This window comes from Photorhabdus luminescens subsp. luminescens (assembly GCF_001083805.1).
GTDB lineage: Bacteria > Pseudomonadota > Gammaproteobacteria > Enterobacterales > Enterobacteriaceae > Photorhabdus > Photorhabdus luminescens.
The window spans coordinates 56,541-78,226 of record NZ_JXSK01000010.1 but is presented as its reverse complement, the minus strand read 5'-3'; the positions used below and the strand labels follow the sequence as shown (position 1 = coordinate 78,226).

Genomic DNA, 21,686 nt, shown 5'->3' with positions numbered 1-21,686 from the left:
TGGAAAATAAAAATATGGAATCATCATTTAAACGCCCTACGCAAATAATAGATTATTTTCCTGAATTCACCATGACGCACCATAGCTATCAAAATTCCTAGCAGAGTATAAATCACGCCAAGAACCAGCATCATAGAAATATCTCCCAATACACTCTGTAATGGCAACCCCATCTGGTTAACACCGGCAATCGCTTTTGTCGCCCAAGTAGACGGCAAGGCGGAAGAGATTGCTCTTACCCAATCAGGCATTGCCTGTACCGGCCAAATGGTGCCGGAAATATAGAACACAGGCGTTGTAAGTAGAGCAATCGTCAAATAGATCATTTCTACACTGCGCATACATTCTGTCACTAATTTCCCTAATCCGAGCACCGCTAACATAAACAGGAAAGTCAGCATTAATAACAAAGGAATAGATGCTTCCTGCCGATATCCCAACACCCACGGCCAAAGCACAAAAAATATAATGGAGAGAAAAAGCCAGATTGGCAATAACGCCGACAATGCCCCCAAATAGACAGGCAATGGTGGTTTACCTTTCGGCGTACTGCGTATCGTAATACTGACCCGCACACAAGATATCAATAACGAGTGTTGTAATAACATCACCAACAAACCGGGAAAAACAATTGCAGCAAAGCTGACGCCTGGGTTAAATAACCCCACAGTTTCACTACGAATCGGCATTAATAATAACTTTGTCTGTTCAGGACTAAAACCATATTTTAGTAGTAATTCACTGTTATATTCATTCAATAATTGCCGGTGAGCAGAAGTCAATTCTTGCTGAATTTGTCCATTAGCAAGACGGCTGGTTGCATCGCCATAAATCGGAAAGGTGATATTTTTTCCATTCAGGATATTTTTCTCCAAGTCCGTAGGAATAATAATGATTGCAAAAATTTCACGGAGGAGTAGATCGTGACGAGCATCAGCCAAATTATCATAACTGTGGACAGCAATTTTAGCCGTAGAGTTGAGTTGACGTATCAAAGCACGGCTAGCAGAACTATGATCTTGGTCGATTACGGCAACCGGCAAATCCCATACTGTCGGTCGAACATACACCAGACTCATCATACACAAGGAAACCAGCATCAACATCCACATGGGTTTTTCCAACATTCCCATTAATACCCGACGAAAAGTTTGCCAATACATCTGCATTATTCATCACCTTGTGGCAGGTTAAGTCGTTTAAATAACCGGTTTCGTACTAGCAGAAAGCAAACGATCGGATAAATAAGCAATAACGCACAAACAGATAAAATACCCAATAAAGAAACCTCGCGTAGAAAAATATCAAACATCGCATTTAGCGCATGCGTCAAAGGCTCAATATTGGCAATTATCCGCGCCGGTAATATCATTGATAATTCTGGCACTGACATACCTGAAAAAGTTGTCGCAATACTTACTAACACCCCAATTAAACTGTAAGCCGTCAGTACGCTATTAGTGAAAGTAAACAGCAACAGGCCAACACTTTGAGCAGCAATAACGTAGAAGAAACCCACTATCACCATATATATTGGGTTACCATTCACTTTTGCATCAAATACACCAATCAGAGCGGCCAATTCAACAATCAACAACAGAGTAAAAAACAGAGTATAAGGCGCCAGTTTTCCCAACAGAGCAAAAGTAAATGGTTTCATTGTTATCAACATTTTGCTACGTGCCATGCTATAAATCGTGCAAGTTACAACAAAAAGCTGGAGCAAATGGATTGTGGCCGCAAACTGCTGATAATAGATGTAACTACCACTGGCATTAAAAAGGCTGTCATAAACGAGCGTAACATTAGCTAATGGAGGCAACTGATGACCCATTTCTGTCGCCAATATGGAACGGTACTTCGCATTAATCTCTGCCATTAATCCACTAAGATCTTGAATAGAATAACTTCCGGCACCATAAAACAACGCGTTGTAATACATACGCACTGTTGGCTGGCGCCCTCTGAGCGCATTAGCTTCAAAATCGTGTGGGATATAAAGTAAGGAGTAATCCTTAGCACTGCCAAGCCGTTCAAGAGATTCCTGTAATCCCCCATCATAAGATTTAATCTGCGCATGAGAAGCCGCATCCAGGTTACGTATTAGATGACGTGACAGCGGGCTCTGATCATTATCAACCACCGATACCGGCAGATTGAGCAATGTCCCTTCTGAGAAATTAGCGCTGATCAGCACAAATAGCATCAACGGAAATAACCAGCTTAACCAGTGAAAAACTGGACTACGAATCACCGCCCGAATTTCTTGGCTAAAAGCGCGTTCAAAACCACGCCATGCAACCTTGCTCCGCATCAGTCACCTACTTATCCCAACGCCACAAGGCACTCATACCAGGACGTAAACCTTCAATAGGCTGTAAGGGATACAAGCGCACCTCAAAGGTTCTTAAATCGAAATCACCGGTAGCACGAGTTGCGCGTTTAGTCGCATAATCCCCCATCGCAGAGATATAACGCACTTCGGTTTCGATCTCTTTATCACCTAGCGCAGGAATACGAAGTTTGACTTTTTCCCCTTTGCGCACCTTTGCCAGAATGTCTTCTCGTAAGTTATAAATAAAATAAGCTTCTGGCACACGGACTAGTGTCACCAAGGGGCTATTAGCATTAAATAATTCACCAACTTCTGCCGGAATCGGCCCAACTTCCCCAGCGACAGGTGCTTTGACCTGTAAATCATCACTCTGGGTTTGTAACTCAATCAGTTGCTGTTCAGCCTGACGTAAAGCTGCTGTATATTTCTGGCGCAGCTCAATCCTGTCACCATGCATACCTTCATCTAATACCGCTTTCGCGCTCTGCATCTTTTGATAGGCAACATCCCTGCTTCTGTGAGCATTATCCAGATCGTTCCGTGAAACATAACCTTTAGATGCTATATTCTGAATACGATCATATTCACGAACCGCATTATCATATTCGGCCTGAGCTTGCGCCAAACCTGCTTCCAAATTCCGAATACCCTCTTCACGTGTTCCATGAAGAGATTGCTCCAATTGAGCTTTGGCTTGATCACGAGCAGCTTCTAGTGAAGCAACTTGGGCCAGTAATTCCGGGCTTTCGAGTGTAATCAGCAATTGCCCTGCCTTAACATCATCTCCTCGTTCAACGTGACGCTCAACCACTCGCCCCTTCGCTTTAGATGCCACAATCACTTCCGGTGCATCAACTTCACCTTGCAACAATAAATATTGGTTATGGGAACGAAATAACACAGCCATTGCTGTGAGCAAAATAACCAGTAAAATCGTAAAAAATGTGCTTTTTTTCATGATGTCTGACACATCCAAAATTACCCGACCTGAAACTAACGCTATAGCTTCGCATTGTTCTACGGAAATTTCTTATATGTTTGTGCGTATAATCACTGACAGAAAGGAAAACGCTTTACAATAGTGTAGTGGTTCATGATTCTTGTCAAATATTAACCTACTTAAACTAAACTCTTAATAATATTATTAGCTGTTTCTGTAAACTAACAACATTCACAATTCTCTCGGAAAGTCTATGTACGCATTTAATCTTGTGTTGTTATTACTACAACAGATGTGTGTCTATTTAGTTATTGCCTGGCTACTAAGTAAAACACCACTATTTATTCCACTGTTACAAGTTACTGTGCGTTTATCTCATAAGCTGCTGTGTTATGTCACTTTTTCCATTTTCTGTATTATGGGAACTTATTTTGGTCTACATGTAGGTGATTCCATTGCCAATACCCGTGCTATTGGCGCGGTCCTTGGCGGACTTCTAGGTGGGCCAGGCGTCGGCGTGCTGGTGGGATTAACCGGTGGACTGCACCGCTATTCTCTTGGCGGGATGACTGCTTTCAGTTGCATGATATCGACGATTATTGAAGGTTTAATCGGTGGTATTATTCACAGCTATCTGACGAAACGTGGTCAGATAAACCGACTGATTAATCCCTGGACAGCCGCTGTCGTTACGTTTTGTGCTGAAATAATACAAATGGGCATTTTACTACTGCTCGCTCGTCCATACAGTGAAGCATTAGCGTTGGTTAAAAATATCGCCGCCCCCATGATCGTCACCAATAGTATCGGCTCAGCAATGTTTATACGTATCCTACTTGACCGGCGCGCGATATTTGAAAAATACACCAGTGCATTTTCTGCTCAAGCGTTGAAAATCGCTGTCTATACGGAGGGTATTCTGCGAAAAGGATTTAATGAAAATAACAGTATGAAGGTAGCAAAAGTTATTTACCAACAACTGGAAATAGGCGCTGTGGCTATTACAGATAGAGAAAAACTCCTGGCGTTTATTGGTATTGGTTCAGATCATCACCTCCCTGGAACACCTATTTCTTCGGAACAATCCCGTCGAGCAATTGAAAATAATGAAGTGGTTTATGCCGATGGCAATGAAATACCTTACCGTTGTTCAATTAATCCAACCTGCAAATTAGGTTCCACACTGGTCATTCCGCTACAGGGAGAAAATCAGCAAGTTATCGGCGCAATCAAACTTTATGAAGCTAAAAATCGTCTATTTAGCTCAATCAACCGCCCCCTAGGGGAAGGTATTGCCAGCCTGTTATCCGCCCAAATCCTCGCAGGACAATATGAACGTAACAAACAATCACTGCTGCAATCAGAGATTAAGCTACTTCATGCGCAAGTGAATCCTCACTTTTTATTTAATGCCTTAAATACCCTGCAAGCAGTAATCAGACGGGACAGTTATCAAGCGGGTCAATTAGTACAATATCTCTCAACTTTTTTCCGTAAAAACTTGAAACGACCAGAAGAGATTGTCACGCTGGCTGATGAGATAGAGCATGTGAATGCTTACTTACAAATTGAGAAGGCACGTTTCCGTGAACATCTGCAAATAAACATTGAACTGCCGGAATCTCTGCTTCACACCGAATTACCGGCTTTTTCTCTCCAGCCAATAGTAGAAAATGCGATCAAACACGGCACATCACAGTTATTAGAAACCGGTAGGGTTACTATTCGTGCTCATCAACAGCATCAATTGTTAATACTGGAAGTGGAAGATAATGCCGGTCTTTATAAATCGGCCTCTATGGGGGATGGACTAGGAATGAGCCTGGTAGATAAACGACTACGACTTCGCTATGGTGAAAATTATGGCGTGCAAATAGATTGCCAACCAGAAAAATTTACCCGCGTAATTTTACGCTTACCACTCATTAAAGAGGCTAATAAAACTGTGTGAATATGAATATATTAATTGTCGATGACGAACCGCTTGCACGAGAAAACCTACGTTGTTTGCTAGAAGAAGAACATGATATGCAAATTATTGGCGAATGCGCCAATGCCGTTGAAGCCATTGGCGCCATATATCACCTAAAACCCGATGTTGTATTTTTGGATATCCAAATGCCACGTATCACCGGATTAGAAATGGTTGGCATGCTCGATCCAGAACATCGTCCCTATATTGTTTTTCTGACCGCATTTGATGAATATGCAATACAAGCATTTGAAGAGCACGCATTTGACTATTTATTAAAACCACTGGAAAGAAGCCGTCTAACTAAAACCTTACAACGATTACGGCAAGGACATCAGAAACAGGATATTTCCCCCTCAAAGCAGAAGAGCCGCTGAAATATATCCCATGCACCGGCCACAGCCGAATCTGGCTTGTGCAATTGGATGAAATCCTTTACGTCACCTCCCGTCCAAGCGGAGTGTATGTTATGTGTACCAATGGGCAAGAAGGATTTACTGAACTGACACTTCGCACATTGGAAACCCGCACTCCATTGATGAGAAATCATCGTCAATATTTGGTCAATATGACCCATCTGCGCGAAATTCTATTTGGTGATCACGGACAGGCCGAACTAATTCTACGCAATGGTAAAACTATTCCTGTCAGCCGCCGTTATTTAAAACCACTAAAAGAAGCACTAGGATTGAAGTAACCGTGACATTTATCACATTTTCAGCAGGTTAGTTAGTTCTTACTCACCGCTCACCTGCTGAATCTGACCACTTAACCCACCATACAACCACTCACTCAGACACTCCCTTATAGCTTCCTTTACCTATGACAAGATACGAGTAAAAATTTATAACTCTCAGGAGAAGAGAAATGCAACACGCTCTCACATTTGTCATTGCAACGTTGTGTATTCTAGTTATCTGCTACCGATTGTACGGCGTATTCTTCGTTAAAAAGGTACTGAAAGCAGATGACAGCGAAGTTACACCTTCCCATTTACTGGAAGACGGCAAAGATTATGTACCCACGAAAAAATGGGTCAATTTTGGTAGCCACTTCGCGGCAATCGCAGCCGCAGGACCGCTGGTTGGCCCTGTGTTAGCCGCTCAATACGGTTACCTGCCAAGTATGTTATGGCTGTTAATCGGCTGTGTTATCGGCGGTGCCGTACATGACACGGTTGTTTTATTCGCCTCAATGAAACATAGCGGTAAATCCCTGTCAGAAGTTGCCAAAACAGAACTTGGCCCAATTGCTGGTTGGTGCACCGGCCTTGCAATGTTGTTCATCATTACGATTACTATGGCAGGCCTATCTATGGTGGTCGTTCATGCGCTAGAACGTAATCCCTGGGGAACATTTGCAGTATTTATGACCATTCCGGTCGCAATCGGAGTCGGTCTATGGGAGCGCTTCACAGGTAATATGCGCGGAGCAACTTGGGTAGGTATTATCACCATTATGGCTTGTGTGATTGCCGGCCCTTACATTCAGGCATCTGCTTTCGGTGAATGGCTGAGTCTGCGTACATCAACTGTCAGCTTAGCACTGCCAATCTATGCGTTTTTTGCCACCGCTCTGCCTGTATGGATGTTATTGACTCCCCGTGGTTATCTTTCCAGTTTTATGAAAATCGGTGTATTCGGCGCACTGGTTGTGGGTGTCATCTGTATTAACCCGGAGATCCAATTCCCGGCAGTCACTGAATTTATTCATGGCAATGGCCCTGTACTGGCCGGTCCAGTGTGGCCGTTTATCTCCATCACCATTGCGTGTGGCGCTATTTCTGGTTTTCATGCATTTATCGGCTCTGGCACAACGCCAAAACAAATCGATAAGTGGAGTGATATTCTTCCTGTTGGTTTCGGTGCAATGTTGGCGGAATGTGTCGTTGGCGTCATGGCGTTGATCGCGGCCACTTCCCTATATCCTGCTGACTATTTCGCTATTAACTCCACCCCAGAGGTCTTTGCCACACTAGGTATGGATGTTATCCATCTACCACAACTGAGTCAGGAAATTGGTCTGGATTTGTATGGCCGCACCGGTGGTGCAGTGACATTAGCGGTTGGTATGGCAGATATTTTCACTCGTATCCCTTGGTTCAGCCAGTTAGCATCCTACTTCTTCCAGTTCGTCGTCATGTTCGAAGCTGTATTTATCCTGACAGCGGTCGATTCTGGTACGCGTGTTGCCCGTTACCTGCTGCAAGATTTTCTGGGCGATATCTGGGCGCCTCTGAAACGCATTAACTGGTTACCAGGTTCCATTGGTTGCAGTATCGTTGCTTGTTTACTGTGGGGCTACCTACTAAATTCCGGCGATATCAATTCAGTCTGGGCGCTATTCGGGGTATCCAATCAACTGATGGCCTCCATCGGCCTGATGATTGGCGCAACCATTATCCTACGTCTGTCTGAAAAACGCTGGTATATGCTGACCTGCCTGGTACCACTGGCTTACCTGTACGTTACTGTGAACTACGCTGCTTACTGGATGGTGAAGCATGTTTACTTCAACCCCGCAGCAAAAGGTTTCAACATCTTCAACGGAACGATCTCCATTGTGATGGTTATCCTCGGCGTTGTGATTACGGTCTCTTCCATTATGCAGTGGCTAAAACTGTGGCGCTCCCGCAGTGCAGGTAATTCAGTTGAAGTACTGAATCACTGATTTTCCTTCCACGTATCAAAAGCTGCCCTCCGTATAGAGCAGCTTTTGCTGTTATAGACATGAATGAACATGTAATTTGTGCTATAATGTGCTACATAATGCGTCTTTTTAAGGAGCAGTTATGACTACATTGACTCGATTAAGAAAGCAAGGTGGGGCTGTTGTATTAACTATTCCCAGCGATATAGCTCAATCATTGGGTTGGCGCCCCGGTACAGAAATAGAGCTAAATAAACAGGGGGAATGTCTCAATATAATATCTGCTAAAAGGCAACGGAGAGGGAGAAAAACCCTATCCCAGCTTCTTACAGAAATCAATCCTCAGGAAATAAAAGTACTAAATCAATCAGTGGCATCCTGGAACGAAACTCCGGCAGTTGGTAAGGAATACAATGATGACTAAAAGGAAAAAATTCCCAGGACGAGGAGAAATCTGGTTTGTAGATCATGATCCAGTGACTGGCCGAGAATTAAAGGGAAAACATTACTTCATTGTTATCACTGAAACTATATTGAATAAAGCTTTAGGAACTGCAATTTGTTGTCCAATAACAACAGGTGGGAGCAAGCCACGCTCATCAGGTACAACAGTTGTGGTTGATGGCCGTAGTACACTTTCTGGAGAAATTACGGGTGTCGTATTATGTCACCAAATCAGAGCACTGGATTTAGAAGGAACGAAAGCGACATATGCTACAGATGTAGAGGCTGAATTGCTCGATGAAATCATTGGCAAAGTAATTGATTTAATTGATCCCCAAGAAGACTGAATCATACCGCAATTGATACAATTAACTGATAAAAAAACGGCTCCTGTAAAAAGAGCCGCTTTATTATTTAAATATTAATCAGACAATTACTGCGCATTACTGTTGTTATAACGACGGCGTGGAGCAGATGAACCATGATCATCGCCACGACCACGGAAATTGCTACGGCTTTGGCCTTCACCACGACCTTCTCCACCGCGGCGTTCACCATTGAAGCGACGGCCACCACCATTAAAATTTTCACGATCACGACGAGGACCATTGCCATTACCGTTACGTGGACCACCGCGACGTTCGCGGCGCTCAAATGGCTGTGCATCACCCAGCAACTGCATATTCATTGGCTTATTCAGAATGCGGGTACGGGTAAAGTGGGACAACAAATCACCTGGCATACCTTTTGGCAGTTCAATCGTGGAATGCGTTGCAAACAATTTGATATTGCCAATATAACGGCTGCTGATATCACCTTCGTTAGCAATCGCACCAACGATATGACGAACTTCAACACCATCGTCGCGGCCCACTTCAATACGGTACAACTCCATTTCACCGACATCACGGCGTTCACGACGAGAACGATCACCACGTTCGCCACGATCATCCAAGCCATTACGACGACGATCATCACGTTCATTGAATTCACGGCGAGGACGACGCACTGGATCTGGAGGCAGAATCAATGGACGCTCACCTTGTGCCATTTTTAATAATGCGGCGGCCAGCGTTTCTATATCCAGATCTTCCGCAGGTTGCAATTTAGACAACAGAGTACGGTACTGATCCAGATCGCTACTTTCCAATTGCTGCTGCACATTAGCGGCAAATTTTTCCAGACGACGCTGACTCAACAACTCAGCATTTGGCAACTCCACTTCTGGAATAGTCAGCTTCATTGTACGTTCAACGTTACGTAACAAGCGGCGTTCACGGTTTTCTACAAACAACAACGCACGACCAGCACGCCCTGCACGACCAGTACGGCCAATACGGTGAACATAAGATTCGGCATCCATTGGAATGTCATAGTTAACAACCAGGCTGATGCGCTCAACATCCAGTCCACGCGCTGCAACATCAGTTGCAATCAAAATATCCAAACGGCCATCTTTCAGACGTTCCAATGTCTGCTCACGCAGTGCCTGGTTCATATCACCGTTTAACGCCGCACTGTTGTAGCCATTACGCTCCAGTGCTTCCGCCACTTCCAACGTTGCGTTTTTGGTGCGCACAAAAATAATCGCGGCATCAAAATCCTCTGCTTCAAGGAAACGCACCAAAGCTTCATTTTTACGCATACCGTAAACAGACCAATAGCTCTGGCTGATGTCAGGACGAGTCGTTACACTCGCTTGGATACGCACTTCCTGCGGATCGTTCATAAAACGACGAGTAATACGACGGATAGCTTCTGGCATAGTTGCAGAGAACAACGCAGTCTGATGTTCTGCGGGGATCTGGCTCATGATGTTTTCAACATCTTCGATAAAGCCCATACGCAACATTTCGTCCGCTTCATCCAAAACTAAACCGCTCAGATTAGACAGATCCAAAGTACCACGCTTCAGATGATCCAGAAGACGCCCAGGCGTACCCACAACAATTTGCGGCCCTTGACGCAAAGCGCGTAACTGAACGTCATAACGTTGCCCACCATACAGCGCAACAACATTCACGCTACGCATATGTTTAGAAAAATCTGCGCACGCTTCGGCTACCTGTACCGCCAGTTCACGGGTCGGCGCCAACACAAGGATCTGCGGAGCTTTCAACTCAGCATTGATGTTATGCAGCAAAGGCAGACTGAATGCCGCTGTTTTACCACTCCCCGTCTGCGCCATACCCAGTACGTCACGACCATTTAATAAATGGGGAATACATTGTTGTTGAATTGGAGATGGCTTTTCATAGCCAAGATCTTCCAGTGCAGAAAGGATAGGTGCTGATAAACCCAGATCAGCAAAAGAGATTTCAGTCTCAGTGGTCATGTAATGGTGCCTCATTAGTTATGGCGGCCAGTCTACATAACGCATCGAAAAAAATTTCGGTCATTTTCATTTAAAATGTGAACTGGCTCAAAGTATTTAATTAAACGAACAAATAAGCCCTCATCGATCAAGATGATGGACTTTGTTAATCGATCTCGAAATGTTCGTCAGCTATTGCTGGTCCGATTCTGATAGGTCATCTTGTTCCTGGCCTAACAGCGCCAATTCCAACAATGCATAGCGGTGCTCAACAAAGTTATGTGCGTTGTTAGCTACCGTCAGCTTGAATAACGCAGATGCGCTATCCTTGTCCCCCAGACTTAGGTAATGCTTACCTAAATAGAAGTCAGTTTCACTGAGATGCTCAGCGAGCGAAGTGTTATCCGTTGCATTCTCTTTCAAGCGGTCCATTAATGTATATTCACTAATTTTGCCTAAATAGAATTCAACTATATTCCAGCCCCATTGCCCCCGGTTCGCTTTTTCGTAGTGTTGCGATAAATTCAACATTGCCCCTTTAGGATAAAATTCTTTTTCCACCAGGTACAACCACAGCGAACGGAAAGGATCATTTGGATCGTCTTGATAAAACGCCTGCAGATCATCCTGCGCTAACTTATACCTACCACCGTAATACAACGCGATGCCACGGTTAAGACGCGCGTAATTGTAAGTTGGATCAAGCTCTAATACAGAATCAAACGCTTCATAGGCAGCATCAAAATTGCCAGCCTGTGTGAAGTAAATTCCCAGATAATTAAAAATCTCTGGAATATTAGGCCGAATAGATAAGGCAACAGAAAAATCATTTCGTGCCAAAGCTCTCAACCCGAGACTATCATACAGCACACCTCTCTCATATAAAAGCTGTGCGTACTCATCTTCTGTCAATGACCGACTCGCAAGAATCTGTTCCATGCGAGCCAGAATGACTTCTTGTTGCAATGAAGGTTGTAACGGAATAGCAAAAACTTCGTTTTTACGCCAATCCTTGCTGCTGCATCCTGCCAAAAGAAGTATTGCTACAGCATAACACCAGCGCAGAAAAAGATTCATTTCCTACTCCCGAAAGTCAGACATTAAATTAAGAATGCCCTATCACCCATATTGCATTTATTGGGCCTCCTGCCCTGAGTCTATAAACGGCGCCTTTTTAAAGACACCGTTTATAACATCAAATTTATTCTGCTGATTGTGGCGCCACGGGTATATCCTCGACAATTACGCCGGCTGTCGCTTCTTTAATGCTTAGACGAACACGACCCTGGCGATCAATTTCCAGAACTTTAACTGAGACTTCCTGACCAACCTGCAAATAATCTGCCACTTTCTCAACACGCTTATCAGCAATCTGAGAAATATGTACCAGACCTTCTTTACCACCACCGATAGCAACAAATGCGCCAAAATCAACGATGCGGGTTACTTTACCAGTGTAAATACGAGCAACTTCGATTTCAGCAGTGATTTCTTCAATACGACTGATGGCATGTTTTGCTTTTTCACCATCAGTTGCAGCAATTTTCACTGTGCCATCATCTTCGATCTCAATGGTAGTACCGGTTTCTTCTGTCAGCGCACGGATAACTGAACCACCTTTACCGATAACATCTTTGATCTTATCAGGATTGATCTTAATAGTGTGAATACGTGGCGCAAATTCAGAAATTTCATTACGTGGGCTGTGAATTGCCTGCTCCATTACACTCAGGATGTGCAAACGCGCACCTTTTGCCTGATTCAGAGCAATTTGCATGATTTCACGGGTAATGCCTTCAATTTTGATGTCCATTTGCAGCGCGCTGATACCTTCACAACTACCCGCAACTTTAAAATCCATGTCTCCCAAGTGATCTTCATCACCCAAGATGTCAGACAGAACAACAAAATTATCGTCTTCTTTGACTAACCCCATTGCAATACCAGCAACAGCAGCTTTAATCGGCACACCTGCGTCCATCAACGCAAGAGATGCGCCACAAACAGATGCCATTGAAGATGAGCCGTTTGATTCCGTGATTTCAGAAACGACACGAACGGTATATGGGAATTCGTTAGCTTTCGGCATAACTGCCGCCACACCACGTTTCGCCAAACGACCATGACCAATCTCACGACGCTTTGGCGAACCCATCATACCTGTTTCACCCACAGAATATGGCGGGAAGTTGTAGTGCAATAGGAAACGATCTGTGCGCTCTCCCATCAACTCGTCAATGATCTGTGCATCACGTTCTGTACCCAAAGTCGCAGTAACCAAAGCCTGAGTTTCACCACGGGTAAACAGAGCAGAGCCATGAGTTCGGGGCAGAACACCAGTACGTACATCCAATGCACGAACCATATCTTTTTCACGGCCATCAATACGTGGTTCGCCACGTAAGACACGACTACGAACAACTTTTTTCTCTAAGCTACCCAGAATCTCATGGATTTCGGCTTCCTCTAAAGCTTCATCCTGTTCCAACAGCGCTGCCGTGACTTCCTCCTTGATAGCATCAACCTGAGCATAACGCTCCTGTTTTTCAGTGATACGATAAGCATCACCCAGACGGCTTTCTGCCAATGCAGCTACACGGTCATGCAACACTTGATTAACAGGTTCCGGTGACCAATCCCATTTTTCTTTACCTGCTTCCGCAGCCAACGCATTGATGTTATCAATGACTACCTGTTGTTGATCATGGCCGAATACTACCGCACCTAACATTTGCTCTTCAGTTAGAATGTCTGCTTCCGATTCAACCATCAAAACAGCACCAGCAGTACCTGAAACCACCAAATCCAAACGGCTGTTTTTCAGCTCATCACTGGTTGGGTTAAGCACATACTGATCATTGATATAACCAACGCGAGCAGCGCCAATTGGACCATTGAACGGAATACCAGATAGTGCCAAAACAGCAGAAGCCCCAATCATTGCAACAATATCTGGGTTAACTTGCGGGTTAACAGAAACAACTGTTGCTACAATCTGCACTTCGTTCAGGAAACCCTCAGGGAACAGAGGACGCAGAGGACGATCAATCAAACGAGCGACTAATGTTTCACCTTCACCAGGGCGACCTTCACGACGAAAAAAGCTGCCCGGAACACGACCAGCAGCATAAGTACGCTCCTGATAGTTAACAGTCAGTGGAAAGAAATCCTGACCCTCTTTTACTTTTTTCTGACCAACAACGGTAACAAATACAGCCGTGTCATCCATATTGACCATGACAGCAGCAGTGGCCTGGCGAGCCATCATACCTGTTTCGATAGTAACGGTATGTTGACCATATTGAAATTTACGAACAATCGGATTAAGCAAAATAATATCCTTTCGTTAACATTGCCTGTTATATTCAACAGACAACAATGAATAATCTCTTCATGCCACATCCTCGCGACTAACGACAGGTCTTACTCCCTTAAGCACTCTCATTAGCCGCGCGAACCTCTGTAACTGAAGAGCCTTAACAAAAACCACCACCAGCATTTTTTGTGCTGTTGCCTATGATGGGCTTCTCAGAAGAAAAGGGGCCATATATGGCCCCTTTCCACTGAAACTTGCTTGATTAGCGACGCAGACCAAGACGCCCAATCAGCGCAGTGTAACTTGTTACATTTTTACGCTTCAGATAGTCCAGAAGTTTACGACGCTGAGAAACCATGCGCAGCAGACCACGACGGCTGTGGTGATCTTTTTTATGCTCTGAAAAGTGGCCTTGCAGGTGGTTAATCTGTGCAGTTAACAAAGCAATCTGTACTTCACTGGAACCACTGTCATTCGCATCACGACCAAACTCAGCAATAATTTGCGCTTTTGCTTCAGTACTTAGAGACATAATTACAACTCCAAAAATATATAAACTAAAATTACGGATGGCCGATCTCTAATTCAGCTACCCAACATATAACTGCGCCATTCTACGCTGCAAATAAGTTAAGCGCAAGATAGCCCCAAATACCCTAATCCCGGCTTTCAACAACTAAACGGCGGGGAGCAACAAGCCCATCGTCATTGATAACAGCAATGCCAATGAATTTCCGTTCATCACCTTCAGTTACACGTACCATACTTTCAACCAGAGCCGGGGATTTGGCACTGCGCACCGCCTGACCTTGTTTAAAATAAGCCGCAACTACTGGAATCAAATTAACCTCAGGGAAATGAGCAATTGCACTATCCATTGGTAATAGTAATGAATCAATTAATTCGCCCACAGGTATTTCCTGATCTTTGGCCTGCTTTTGCAATTCATATAATTGCTCAAGTGTCACCATGCGATCATTTGGATAATTCGCTACCTGTAAACGTCTTAAATAAATAACGTGAGCGCCACAGCCTAATAATTCACCTAAGTCATCAATAATAGTGCGAATATAAGTTCCTTTCGAACAGTGTATTTCTAATTCCAGTTCATCATCTTCCCAACGGATAAACTGTAATTCATAGACTGTAATCGGCCGTGCTTCGCGTTCTACCTCAATACCCTGACGAGCATACTCATACAATGGTTTTCCCTGATGTTTCAGTGCAGAATACATGGAAGGAATTTGCATGGTATTACCACGGAATTTATCCAAAGCTGTATCAAGTTGTGCCTGATTTAACAGGATTGCTCTTTCACTGATGATTTGCCCGTGTGAATCAGATGTGTCAGTTCGCTGACCAAGACGAGCTACCACTCGATAACGCTTGTCAGAATCAAGTAAGAACTGGGAAAATTTCGTGGCTTCACCAAGGCAAATCGGTAGCATACCCGTTGCCAGTGGATCCAACGCGCCAGTGTGACCAGCTTTGCTGGCGCTGAAAATACGTTTTACTTTTTGTAACGCATCATTAGAAGAAATATCCTGCGGCTTATCCAGTAACAACACACCATGTATATCACGACCGCGACGACGACGCCCCATTACTTCTCCTCTTTGTGATCCGCAGAAGCCCGGCGCTGTTCATCATTCTTTACAACATTAGTAACCAGATTAGACATCCGCATCCCCTCGACCAGGGAATTATCGTAGGAGAAAGTCAGTTCTGGTACGACACGCAAACGCATTGCTTTACCCAACAGAGAACGAATAAAACCAGAAGCTTCATTCAATGCCTTAATACCATTCTTTACCACATCAGAATCATGTTCTTCAGTCAACACATTCAGAAAGGTGACGAATACTTTGGCATAAGCTAGATCACGGGAAACTTCAACGCCAGAAACAGTCGCCATACCGATTCGGGGATCTTTCACTTCTCGCTGTAAAATGATGGCAATCTCTTTTTGCATTTCCTGTGCAACGCGCTGAGTACGACTGAATTCTCTTGCCATTGTTATATCTCCTGACATTTGGGGGGCAAAAGCCCCCCAATAATAATGAAATTAACTAGTGGTGGGAATTAAGCGATAGATCGTTTAACTTCAATAATTTCAAATACTTCGATCATGTCACCAACACGAACATCGTTGTAGTTCTTAACACCGATACCACATTCCATACCATTACGGACTTCGTTAACGTCATCTTTAAAGCGGCGAAGGGATTCCAATTCACCTTCGTAAATCACTACGTTATCACGCAATACGCGAATTGGATTATTACGTTTAATAGTACCTTCGGTTACCATACAACCTGCAATCGCACCAAATTTTGGTGACTTAAACACATCACGAACTTCTGCTAATCCCATGATCTGCTGTTTATATTCAGGCGCCAGCATACCACTCATTGCCTGTTTAACTTCGTCAATCAGGCTATAGATAACAGAGTAATAACGCAGATCCAAGTTTTCATTTTCAACAACCCGGCGTGCAGAAGCATCGGCACGAACATTGAAGCCCAGAATAATTGCATTAGAAGCAGCAGCCAGTGTTGCATCAGTCTCGGTAATACCACCTACGCCAGAGCCGATGATTTTCACTTTCACTTCATTGGTAGACAATTGTTCCAATGCTTCGCGGATCGCTTCACATGATCCCTGAACGTCAGATTTCAGAACAATATTCAATTCAGAAACTTCACCTTCTTCCATGTTAGCAAACATGTTTTCCAGTTTAGATTTCTGCTGGCGAGCCAGTTTGACCTCACGGAATTTACCCTGACGATACAGAGCAACTTCACGAGCTTTCTTCTCATCACGTACAACAGTCGCTTCATCACCAGCCGCAGGTACGTTGGACAGGCCAAGGATCTCCACTGGAATAGATGGGCCTGCGGAGAACACTTCGCGGCCTAGCTCGTCACGCATTGCACGAACTCGTCCATATTCAAAGCCACAAAGTACAATATCGCCTTTGTTCAAAGTACCTTCTTGAACTAGCACTGTCGCAACCGGACCACGGCCTTTATCCAAGAATGATTCGATAACAACGCCGCTTGCCATACCAGAACAGACGGCTTTTAGTTCAAGAACTTCAGCTTGAAGTAAGATTGCGTCCAGCAATTCATCAATACCAATACCAGCTTTAGCAGATACATTGATAAACTGTGTTTCACCGCCCCATTCTTCAGGCTGAACACCGTGCTGAGAAAGCTCACTCTTCACGCGATCCGGATCAGCTTCGGGTTTGTCAATCTTATTAACCGCAACAACCACAGGCACATTCGCTGCTTTTGCATGCTGAATAGCTTCGATAGTCTGAGGCATCACGCCATCATCGGCAGCAACAACCAGGACCACGATGTCGGTAGCTTTTGCACCACGTGCACGCATTGAAGTAAATGCAGCATGCCCCGGTGTATCCAAGAAAGTAATCATGCCACTTTCAGTTTCAACATGGTAAGCACCAATATGCTGAGTAATACCACCCGCCTCACCAGAAGCAACTTTCGTAGAACGAATGTAATCCAGCAGAGAAGTTTTACCGTGGTCAACGTGCCCCATGATAGTCACAACCGGTGCGCGAGGTTCAGCAACAGCTTCACCTGTATCGCGGTCGCTCATCAACGCTTCTTCCAGCTCATTCTCACGACGCAGGATAACCTTATGACCCATTTCTTCAGCAACTAGCTGTGCAGTTTCCTGATCGATCACCTGGTTGATGGTTGCCATTGCACCCATTTTCATCATGGCTTTGATGACCTGAGAACCTTTGACAGCCATTTTATTAGCCAACTCAGCAACAGTAATAGTTTCACCGATCACAACATCACGGTTAACAGCCGCTACAGGCTTATTAAAACTTTGTTGCAATGTACTGGTTTTACGCTGCTTGCCTTTTGTACGGCCAACTGCGCGGGCTTCTTCACGATCTGCTTTAGATTCAGAATGCTTATTATTTTTCTTCTGGCGAGTAGCCTTACCGCTACGACTACGAGCACGACGATCACCTTCAACTTTAGCATCGTTTTCGTCTTCTGCTGCACGGGCATGACGGGAGGTAGTGACATGATAATCGTCGTTATCAATGGAATCTGAATCACTTGACCACTTGTCCTGATTCTCTTCAGCCATACGACGAGCTTCCTCAGCAACGCGTCTAGCTTCTTCCTCTACCTTACGACGCACCTCTTCTTCTGCTTTACGCTTAAGATCGGCAGCTTCTGCTTCACGACGTGCTTTTTCACTTTGGGCTGTTTTGTCAGTCTGGACTGGCTTTTGCTTATGTTCGGTATGTTGATTGGTCACTTTTTCATTTTCCGCTGCCTGGCGCTTAGCTTTTTCAGCTGCTTCACGTTTGGCTTTTTCTTCTGCCTCACGTTTAGCCTGCTCTTCAGCGAGTTTCTTCGCTGCTGCTTCGGCTTCACGTTGCGCTTTTTCTTCTGCTTCGCGCCGTGCTTGCTCTTCCGCTTCACGCTTCGCCTGCTCTTCCGCTTTAGCCTGTTCAATTGCATCACGGTTCACATATGTACGCTTTTTGCGGACCTCAACGGCTACCGGTTTGCTTTTACCATCGGTGCCTGAAACATTCAGCGTACTACGAGTCTTACGCTGCAATGTTAATTTATCGGGCTTACCAGCCGAACCACCTTGTTCGCGGTTCAAATGCGCCAGTAAAGCTTCTTTTTCTTTCTGAGAGACAAAATCAGTTTCGTTTTTTTTAATCCCTGCATCAGCAAATTGCTGTACCAGGCGATCAACCGAAGTCTGGATCTCTTCTGCCAGTGATTTTACGGTTACATCTGTCATGCTGTTCCTTCCTGCTACGGTTTATTACGCATCATCGCCAAACCAACAGATATTTCGGGCTGCCATGATGAGCTCGCCTGTCTTCTCATCATTCAAACCTTCAATATCAGATAGGTCGTCGATACCCTGCTCGGCAAGATCTTCCAGCGTACAGATGCCACGGGCAGCCAGGTCAAATGCCAGAGTACGGTTCATACCAGTCAGATTTAACAACTCTTCAGTTGGTTGTTTATCACTGAGGCTCTCTTTCTGAGCCAGTTCCAGAGTAGTTAAAGCAGCTTTCGCACGTTCACGCAGGACTTCGATAGTTTCCTCATCAAGGCCTTCAATTTCCAGAAGTTCCTTAATTGGTACATAGGCCAATTCTTCCAGAGTTGAGAACCCTTCTTCGACTAGAACAGTAGCGAATTCTTCATCAATATCGAGATGCTTAGTGAATGTATCAATAGAAGCGTGAGCTTCTGCCTGATGTTTTGCTTGTAGCTCTTCAGCAGTCATGACATTTAATTCCCATTTGTCATCACTACGGTGTCTTTTCAACAACTGCGCAGCCAGACGCACGTTTTGGCCATTACGGCCGATAGCCTGCGCTAAATTGTTGCTTTCAACGGCAACATCCATCGTGCACTTGTCTTCATCGACAACAATAGATGCAACATCAGCCGGAGCCATAGCATTAATGACAAACTGAGCAGGATTATCATCCCACAATACGATATCGATTCGTTCGCCGCCCAGTTCGCTGGAAACGGCCTGTACTCGCGCACCACGCATACCAACGCAAGCACCAACCGGATCAATACGTTTGTCATTTGTTTTTACTGCAATCTTGGCGCGAGATCCCGGATCGCGAGCAGCAGCTTTAATTTCAATTAGTTCTTCACCAATTTCCGGAACCTCAATACGGAACAATTCAACCAGCATTTCCGGACGGGAACGGCTGACAAACAGTTGCGCACCTCGCGCTTCAGGGCGAACATCATACAGTACACCACGCACACGGTCACCTGGGCGGAAATTTTCCCTTGGTAACATATCTTCGCGAAGGATAACTGCTTCAGCATTATTGCCCAAATCAAGAGTGATATTCTCACGATTGACTTTTTTAACCACACTGGTGATGATCTCACCTTGCTGTTCGCGGAACTGGTCAACAACCATAGCGCGCTCAGCCTCACGTACTTTTTGTACAATAACCTGTTTAGCGGTTTGCGTTGTAATACGATCAAATGTCACTGATTCAATTTGATCTTCGGTATAGCTACCCAAATCGATTTCAGGCTCTTCAAATCTAGCCGCTTCTAGCGTAATTTCACGAGTCGGCTGAGTCACTTCTTCAACAACTAACCAACGACGAAAGGTGTCAAAATCGCCAGATTTACGGTCAATGCTGACACGAACATCAATATCTTGTTCATATTTTTTCTTGGTGGCTGTGGCCAATGCTGTTTCCAGCGCCTCGAAGATCTTTTCGCGTGGAAGGGATTTTTCGTTGGAAACCGCTTCCACAACAGCCAGAATTTCTTTATTCATCCTAGTTGCCTCATCCGAACTTTAAAAGTGGGGTACCAGGTTCGCTTTCTGGATGTTGCTCAGTGCGAACACTTCATCTTTTCCATCCACCGTAACCGTGATCATTTCGCCGTTGACAGTTTTGATAATGCCCAGCCATTTCCGACGGTTTTGCATTGCTATACGTAAAACCAGACTGACTTCCTCACCAATAAAACGCTGGTAATGTTCAGCCGTGAACAAAGGACGCTCTAAGCCAGGTGAAGAAATTTCCAGGTTATAAAGCACTGAGATAGGATCTTCGACATCCAATACCGCACTGACCTGGTGGCTAACATCAGCACAATCATCAACAGTGATACCATTCTCACTATCAATATAAATCCGCAGTGTAGAAACACGTGCACGAATAAACTCCAAGCCGACTAACTCAAAGCCTAAAGCTTTAACTGGTGCTGAAATCATCGCTGTTAATTTTTGCTCTAATGTGGACAAGCCCACCCCCAAGACATAAAAAAAGGGCTAATTAGCCCAGTAGTTCTGTTGTCAAATAACAAAAAACCCCGAAATTCGGGGCTTTATGCAACTGGACCCTATTTGCTGCCAGTGGCTTCAACCACTCACTTCATGCCCCTTTAAACCAGAATCAATATTTCAAATATTGCTGAATTATTTCGTTCAAAAAGGTGCATCTTAATTTAAGAAGTGGTTGCGGGAGCCGGATTTGAACCGACGACCTTCGGGTTATGAGCCCGACGAGCTACCATGCTGCTCCATCCCGCGTTCGAAAACGTGGCAAATATTACGCTGATAACTGCAAAAACGCAAGCTATCCGAATAATGGTACCGAGGACGGGACTTGAACCCGTAAGCCCTAGTATGGGCACTACCACCTCAAGGTAGCGTGTCTACCAATTTCACCACCTCGGCACTACGTGAGGCTATCGCTGATTAAACAGCCTCATCTCAATTCTTTCTTGTGACGATTACTGCGGAATATCACTATTTGGTGCTGCTGGCACCGCTGGAATCTCCATTGATTTCTCAGCTTTAGCAGGCTCGCTAATGTTTTCCCACTTGCTGCTTGTACCAGTTTGATTACTGGTCAGATTACCAAGCACCAAACTAATAATGAAAAACAGAGTAGCGAAAATCGCAGTCATACGAGTCATAAAGTTACCAGAACCCGATGAACCAAACAGCGTTGCAGAGGCACCCGCACCAAAGGAAGCACCCATATCAGCACCTTTACCTTGCTGTAGCATAACCAAGGCAACTAGCCCGATAGCAACCAGCAAGAAAACAACTAAAAGAGCTTCATGCATATGTTGTACCTATGTCCTCGTGGGGTTTACCACAATCTATGTGGCTACCTTATACCATATCACCCAC

General features: G+C 44.6%; 18 protein-coding genes, 2 tRNA genes and 1 pseudogene. 5 read left to right on the top strand and 16 right to left on the bottom strand.

Features of this window, described 5'->3' with window-relative positions; translation table 11 throughout:
• Nucleotides 1–23: 23 nt before the first annotated feature.
• Genes TI10_RS20105 through TI10_RS20095 form a run of 3 tightly spaced genes read right to left on the bottom strand, consistent with a single transcriptional unit; the run spans nucleotide 24 to nucleotide 3,293 of the window.
• Complete coding sequence (locus TI10_RS20105; protein WP_049585115.1) at nucleotides 24–1,169, bottom strand: ABC transporter permease; 1,146 nt, start codon at nucleotides 1,167–1,169, stop codon at nucleotides 24–26.
• Complete coding sequence (locus TI10_RS20100) at nucleotides 1,169–2,314, bottom strand: ABC transporter permease (protein WP_049585114.1); 1,146 nt, start codon at nucleotides 2,312–2,314, stop codon at nucleotides 1,169–1,171. Before TI10_RS20100 ends, TI10_RS20105 begins: the two co-directional genes overlap by 1 nt.
• A 7-nt stretch (nucleotides 2,315–2,321) precedes the next feature.
• A complete protein-coding gene (locus TI10_RS20095) occupies nucleotides 2,322–3,293 on the bottom strand; it encodes an HlyD family secretion protein (RefSeq protein WP_049585113.1) in 972 nt (323 codons plus the stop codon).
• Nucleotides 3,294–3,528: 235 nt separating this feature from the next.
• Here TI10_RS20095 and TI10_RS20090 point away from each other — a divergent pair, with 235 nt between their 5' ends.
• The 5 genes and pseudogenes from TI10_RS20090 to TI10_RS20070 all read left to right on the top strand — a co-directional run bounded on the left by TI10_RS20090 (nucleotide 3,529) and on the right by TI10_RS20070 (nucleotide 8,687).
• A complete protein-coding gene (locus TI10_RS20090) occupies nucleotides 3,529–5,226 on the top strand; it encodes a sensor histidine kinase (RefSeq protein ID WP_049585112.1) in 1,698 nt (565 codons plus the stop codon).
• A 2-nt stretch (nucleotides 5,227–5,228) separates the two neighbouring features.
• Nucleotides 5,229–5,944: pseudogene (btsR, locus tag TI10_RS20085) on the top strand (two-component system response regulator BtsR).
• Between the two features lie 170 nt (nucleotides 5,945–6,114).
• On the top strand, nucleotides 6,115–7,917 hold the full coding sequence (locus tag TI10_RS20080) for a carbon starvation CstA family protein (protein WP_049585111.1): 1,803 nt from the start codon (nucleotides 6,115–6,117) through the stop codon (nucleotides 7,915–7,917).
• Nucleotides 7,918–8,038: 121 nt separating this feature from the next.
• A complete protein-coding gene (locus TI10_RS20075; protein WP_049585110.1) occupies nucleotides 8,039–8,320 on the top strand; it encodes an AbrB/MazE/SpoVT family DNA-binding domain-containing protein in 282 nt (93 codons plus the stop codon).
• On the top strand, nucleotides 8,310–8,687 hold the full coding sequence (locus TI10_RS20070) for a type II toxin-antitoxin system PemK/MazF family toxin (RefSeq protein ID WP_336431744.1): 378 nt from the start codon (nucleotides 8,310–8,312) through the stop codon (nucleotides 8,685–8,687). Before TI10_RS20075 ends, TI10_RS20070 begins: the two co-directional genes overlap by 11 nt.
• An 86-nt stretch (nucleotides 8,688–8,773) precedes the next feature.
• On the opposite strand, the gene TI10_RS20065 is transcribed toward TI10_RS20070, so the two are convergent.
• The 13 genes from TI10_RS20065 to secG all read right to left on the bottom strand — a co-directional run bounded on the left by TI10_RS20065 (nucleotide 8,774) and on the right by secG (nucleotide 21,619).
• Entirely contained in the window at nucleotides 8,774–10,675 is a 1,902-nt protein-coding gene (locus TI10_RS20065) for a DEAD/DEAH family ATP-dependent RNA helicase (RefSeq protein WP_049585108.1), read from the bottom strand.
• Nucleotides 10,665–10,739: a protein YrbN gene (gene yrbN, locus TI10_RS26735; protein WP_350385507.1), complete on the bottom strand. Its 75-nt coding sequence runs from the start codon at nucleotides 10,737–10,739 to the stop codon at nucleotides 10,665–10,667. The genes TI10_RS20065 and yrbN overlap by 11 nt, the downstream gene beginning before the upstream one ends.
• 107 nt (nucleotides 10,740–10,846) lie before the next feature.
• A complete protein-coding gene (gene nlpI / locus TI10_RS20060; RefSeq protein ID WP_049585107.1) occupies nucleotides 10,847–11,731 on the bottom strand; it encodes a lipoprotein NlpI in 885 nt (294 codons plus the stop codon).
• A gap of 124 nt (nucleotides 11,732–11,855) precedes the next feature.
• A complete protein-coding gene (gene pnp, locus TI10_RS20055) occupies nucleotides 11,856–13,985 on the bottom strand; it encodes a polyribonucleotide nucleotidyltransferase (RefSeq protein ID WP_049585106.1) in 2,130 nt (709 codons plus the stop codon).
• Nucleotides 13,986–14,232: 247 nt separating this feature from the next.
• Nucleotides 14,233–14,502 carry a 30S ribosomal protein S15 gene (gene rpsO, locus TI10_RS20050; protein WP_015836102.1) on the bottom strand — a complete coding sequence of 90 codons (270 nt, stop codon included), beginning with the start codon at nucleotides 14,500–14,502 and terminating at the stop codon, nucleotides 14,233–14,235.
• A 124-nt stretch (nucleotides 14,503–14,626) separates the two neighbouring features.
• Nucleotides 14,627–15,574 (bottom strand): tRNA pseudouridine(55) synthase TruB, encoded by a 948-nt coding sequence (truB, locus tag TI10_RS20045; protein ID WP_049585105.1) that lies wholly within the window; start codon nucleotides 15,572–15,574, stop codon nucleotides 14,627–14,629.
• Nucleotides 15,574–15,984 carry a 30S ribosome-binding factor RbfA gene (gene rbfA, locus TI10_RS20040; protein ID WP_049585104.1) on the bottom strand — a complete coding sequence of 137 codons (411 nt, stop codon included), beginning with the start codon at nucleotides 15,982–15,984 and terminating at the stop codon, nucleotides 15,574–15,576. The genes truB and rbfA overlap by 1 nt, the downstream gene beginning before the upstream one ends.
• A 68-nt stretch (nucleotides 15,985–16,052) precedes the next feature.
• Nucleotides 16,053–18,782, bottom strand: a complete 2,730-nt coding sequence (infB, locus tag TI10_RS20035; RefSeq protein ID WP_049585103.1) for a translation initiation factor IF-2 — start codon at nucleotides 18,780–18,782, stop codon at nucleotides 16,053–16,055.
• Nucleotides 18,783–18,806: 24 nt separating this feature from the next.
• Complete coding sequence (nusA, locus tag TI10_RS20030; protein WP_049585102.1) at nucleotides 18,807–20,315, bottom strand: transcription termination factor NusA; 1,509 nt, start codon at nucleotides 20,313–20,315, stop codon at nucleotides 18,807–18,809.
• A gap of 21 nt (nucleotides 20,316–20,336) precedes the next feature.
• Nucleotides 20,337–20,789 carry a ribosome maturation factor RimP gene (rimP, locus tag TI10_RS20025; protein WP_049585101.1) on the bottom strand — a complete coding sequence of 151 codons (453 nt, stop codon included), beginning with the start codon at nucleotides 20,787–20,789 and terminating at the stop codon, nucleotides 20,337–20,339.
• Nucleotides 20,790–21,000: 211 nt separating this feature from the next.
• A tRNA-Met gene (locus TI10_RS20020) sits at nucleotides 21,001–21,077 on the bottom strand.
• 58 nt (nucleotides 21,078–21,135) lie between these two features.
• Nucleotides 21,136–21,224 (bottom strand) — tRNA-Leu (locus TI10_RS20015).
• Nucleotides 21,225–21,280: 56 nt separating this feature from the next.
• The gene (secG, locus tag TI10_RS20010) at nucleotides 21,281–21,619 is read right to left on the bottom strand and encodes a preprotein translocase subunit SecG (RefSeq protein ID WP_049585100.1); all 339 of its coding nucleotides are present in this window, start codon (nucleotides 21,617–21,619) and stop codon (nucleotides 21,281–21,283) included.
• Between the last annotated feature and the right edge of the window lie 67 nt (nucleotides 21,620–21,686).

Excerpts from the sequence above, each read along its gene's own strand:
- TI10_RS20105 (WP_049585115.1), bottom strand. The coding sequence starts at position 1,169 with ATGCAGATGTATTGGCAAACTTTTCGTCGGGTATTAATGGGAATGTTG.
- TI10_RS20100 (WP_049585114.1), bottom strand. The coding sequence starts at position 2,314 with ATGCGGAGCAAGGTTGCATGGCGTGGTTTTGAACGCGCTTTTAGCCAA.
- TI10_RS20095 (WP_049585113.1), bottom strand. The coding sequence starts at position 3,293 with ATGAAAAAAAGCACATTTTTTACGATTTTACTGGTTATTTTGCTCACA.
- TI10_RS20090 (WP_049585112.1), top strand. The coding sequence starts at position 3,529 with ATGTACGCATTTAATCTTGTGTTGTTATTACTACAACAGATGTGTGTC.
- TI10_RS20080 (WP_049585111.1), top strand. The coding sequence starts at position 6,115 with ATGCAACACGCTCTCACATTTGTCATTGCAACGTTGTGTATTCTAGTT.
- TI10_RS20075 (WP_049585110.1), top strand. The coding sequence starts at position 8,039 with ATGACTACATTGACTCGATTAAGAAAGCAAGGTGGGGCTGTTGTATTA.
- TI10_RS20070 (WP_336431744.1), top strand. The coding sequence starts at position 8,310 with ATGATGACTAAAAGGAAAAAATTCCCAGGACGAGGAGAAATCTGGTTT.
- TI10_RS20065 (WP_049585108.1), bottom strand. The coding sequence starts at position 10,675 with ATGACCACTGAGACTGAAATCTCTTTTGCTGATCTGGGTTTATCAGCA.
- nlpI (WP_049585107.1), bottom strand. The coding sequence starts at position 11,731 with ATGAATCTTTTTCTGCGCTGGTGTTATGCTGTAGCAATACTTCTTTTG.
- rpsO (WP_015836102.1), bottom strand. The coding sequence starts at position 14,502 with ATGTCTCTAAGTACTGAAGCAAAAGCGCAAATTATTGCTGAGTTTGGT.
- truB (WP_049585105.1), bottom strand. The coding sequence starts at position 15,574 with ATGGGGCGTCGTCGTCGCGGTCGTGATATACATGGTGTGTTGTTACTG.
- rbfA (WP_049585104.1), bottom strand. The coding sequence starts at position 15,984 with ATGGCAAGAGAATTCAGTCGTACTCAGCGCGTTGCACAGGAAATGCAA.
- infB (WP_049585103.1), bottom strand. The coding sequence starts at position 18,782 with ATGACAGATGTAACCGTAAAATCACTGGCAGAAGAGATCCAGACTTCG.
- nusA (WP_049585102.1), bottom strand. The coding sequence starts at position 20,315 with ATGAATAAAGAAATTCTGGCTGTTGTGGAAGCGGTTTCCAACGAAAAA.
- secG (WP_049585100.1), bottom strand. The coding sequence starts at position 21,619 with ATGCATGAAGCTCTTTTAGTTGTTTTCTTGCTGGTTGCTATCGGGCTA.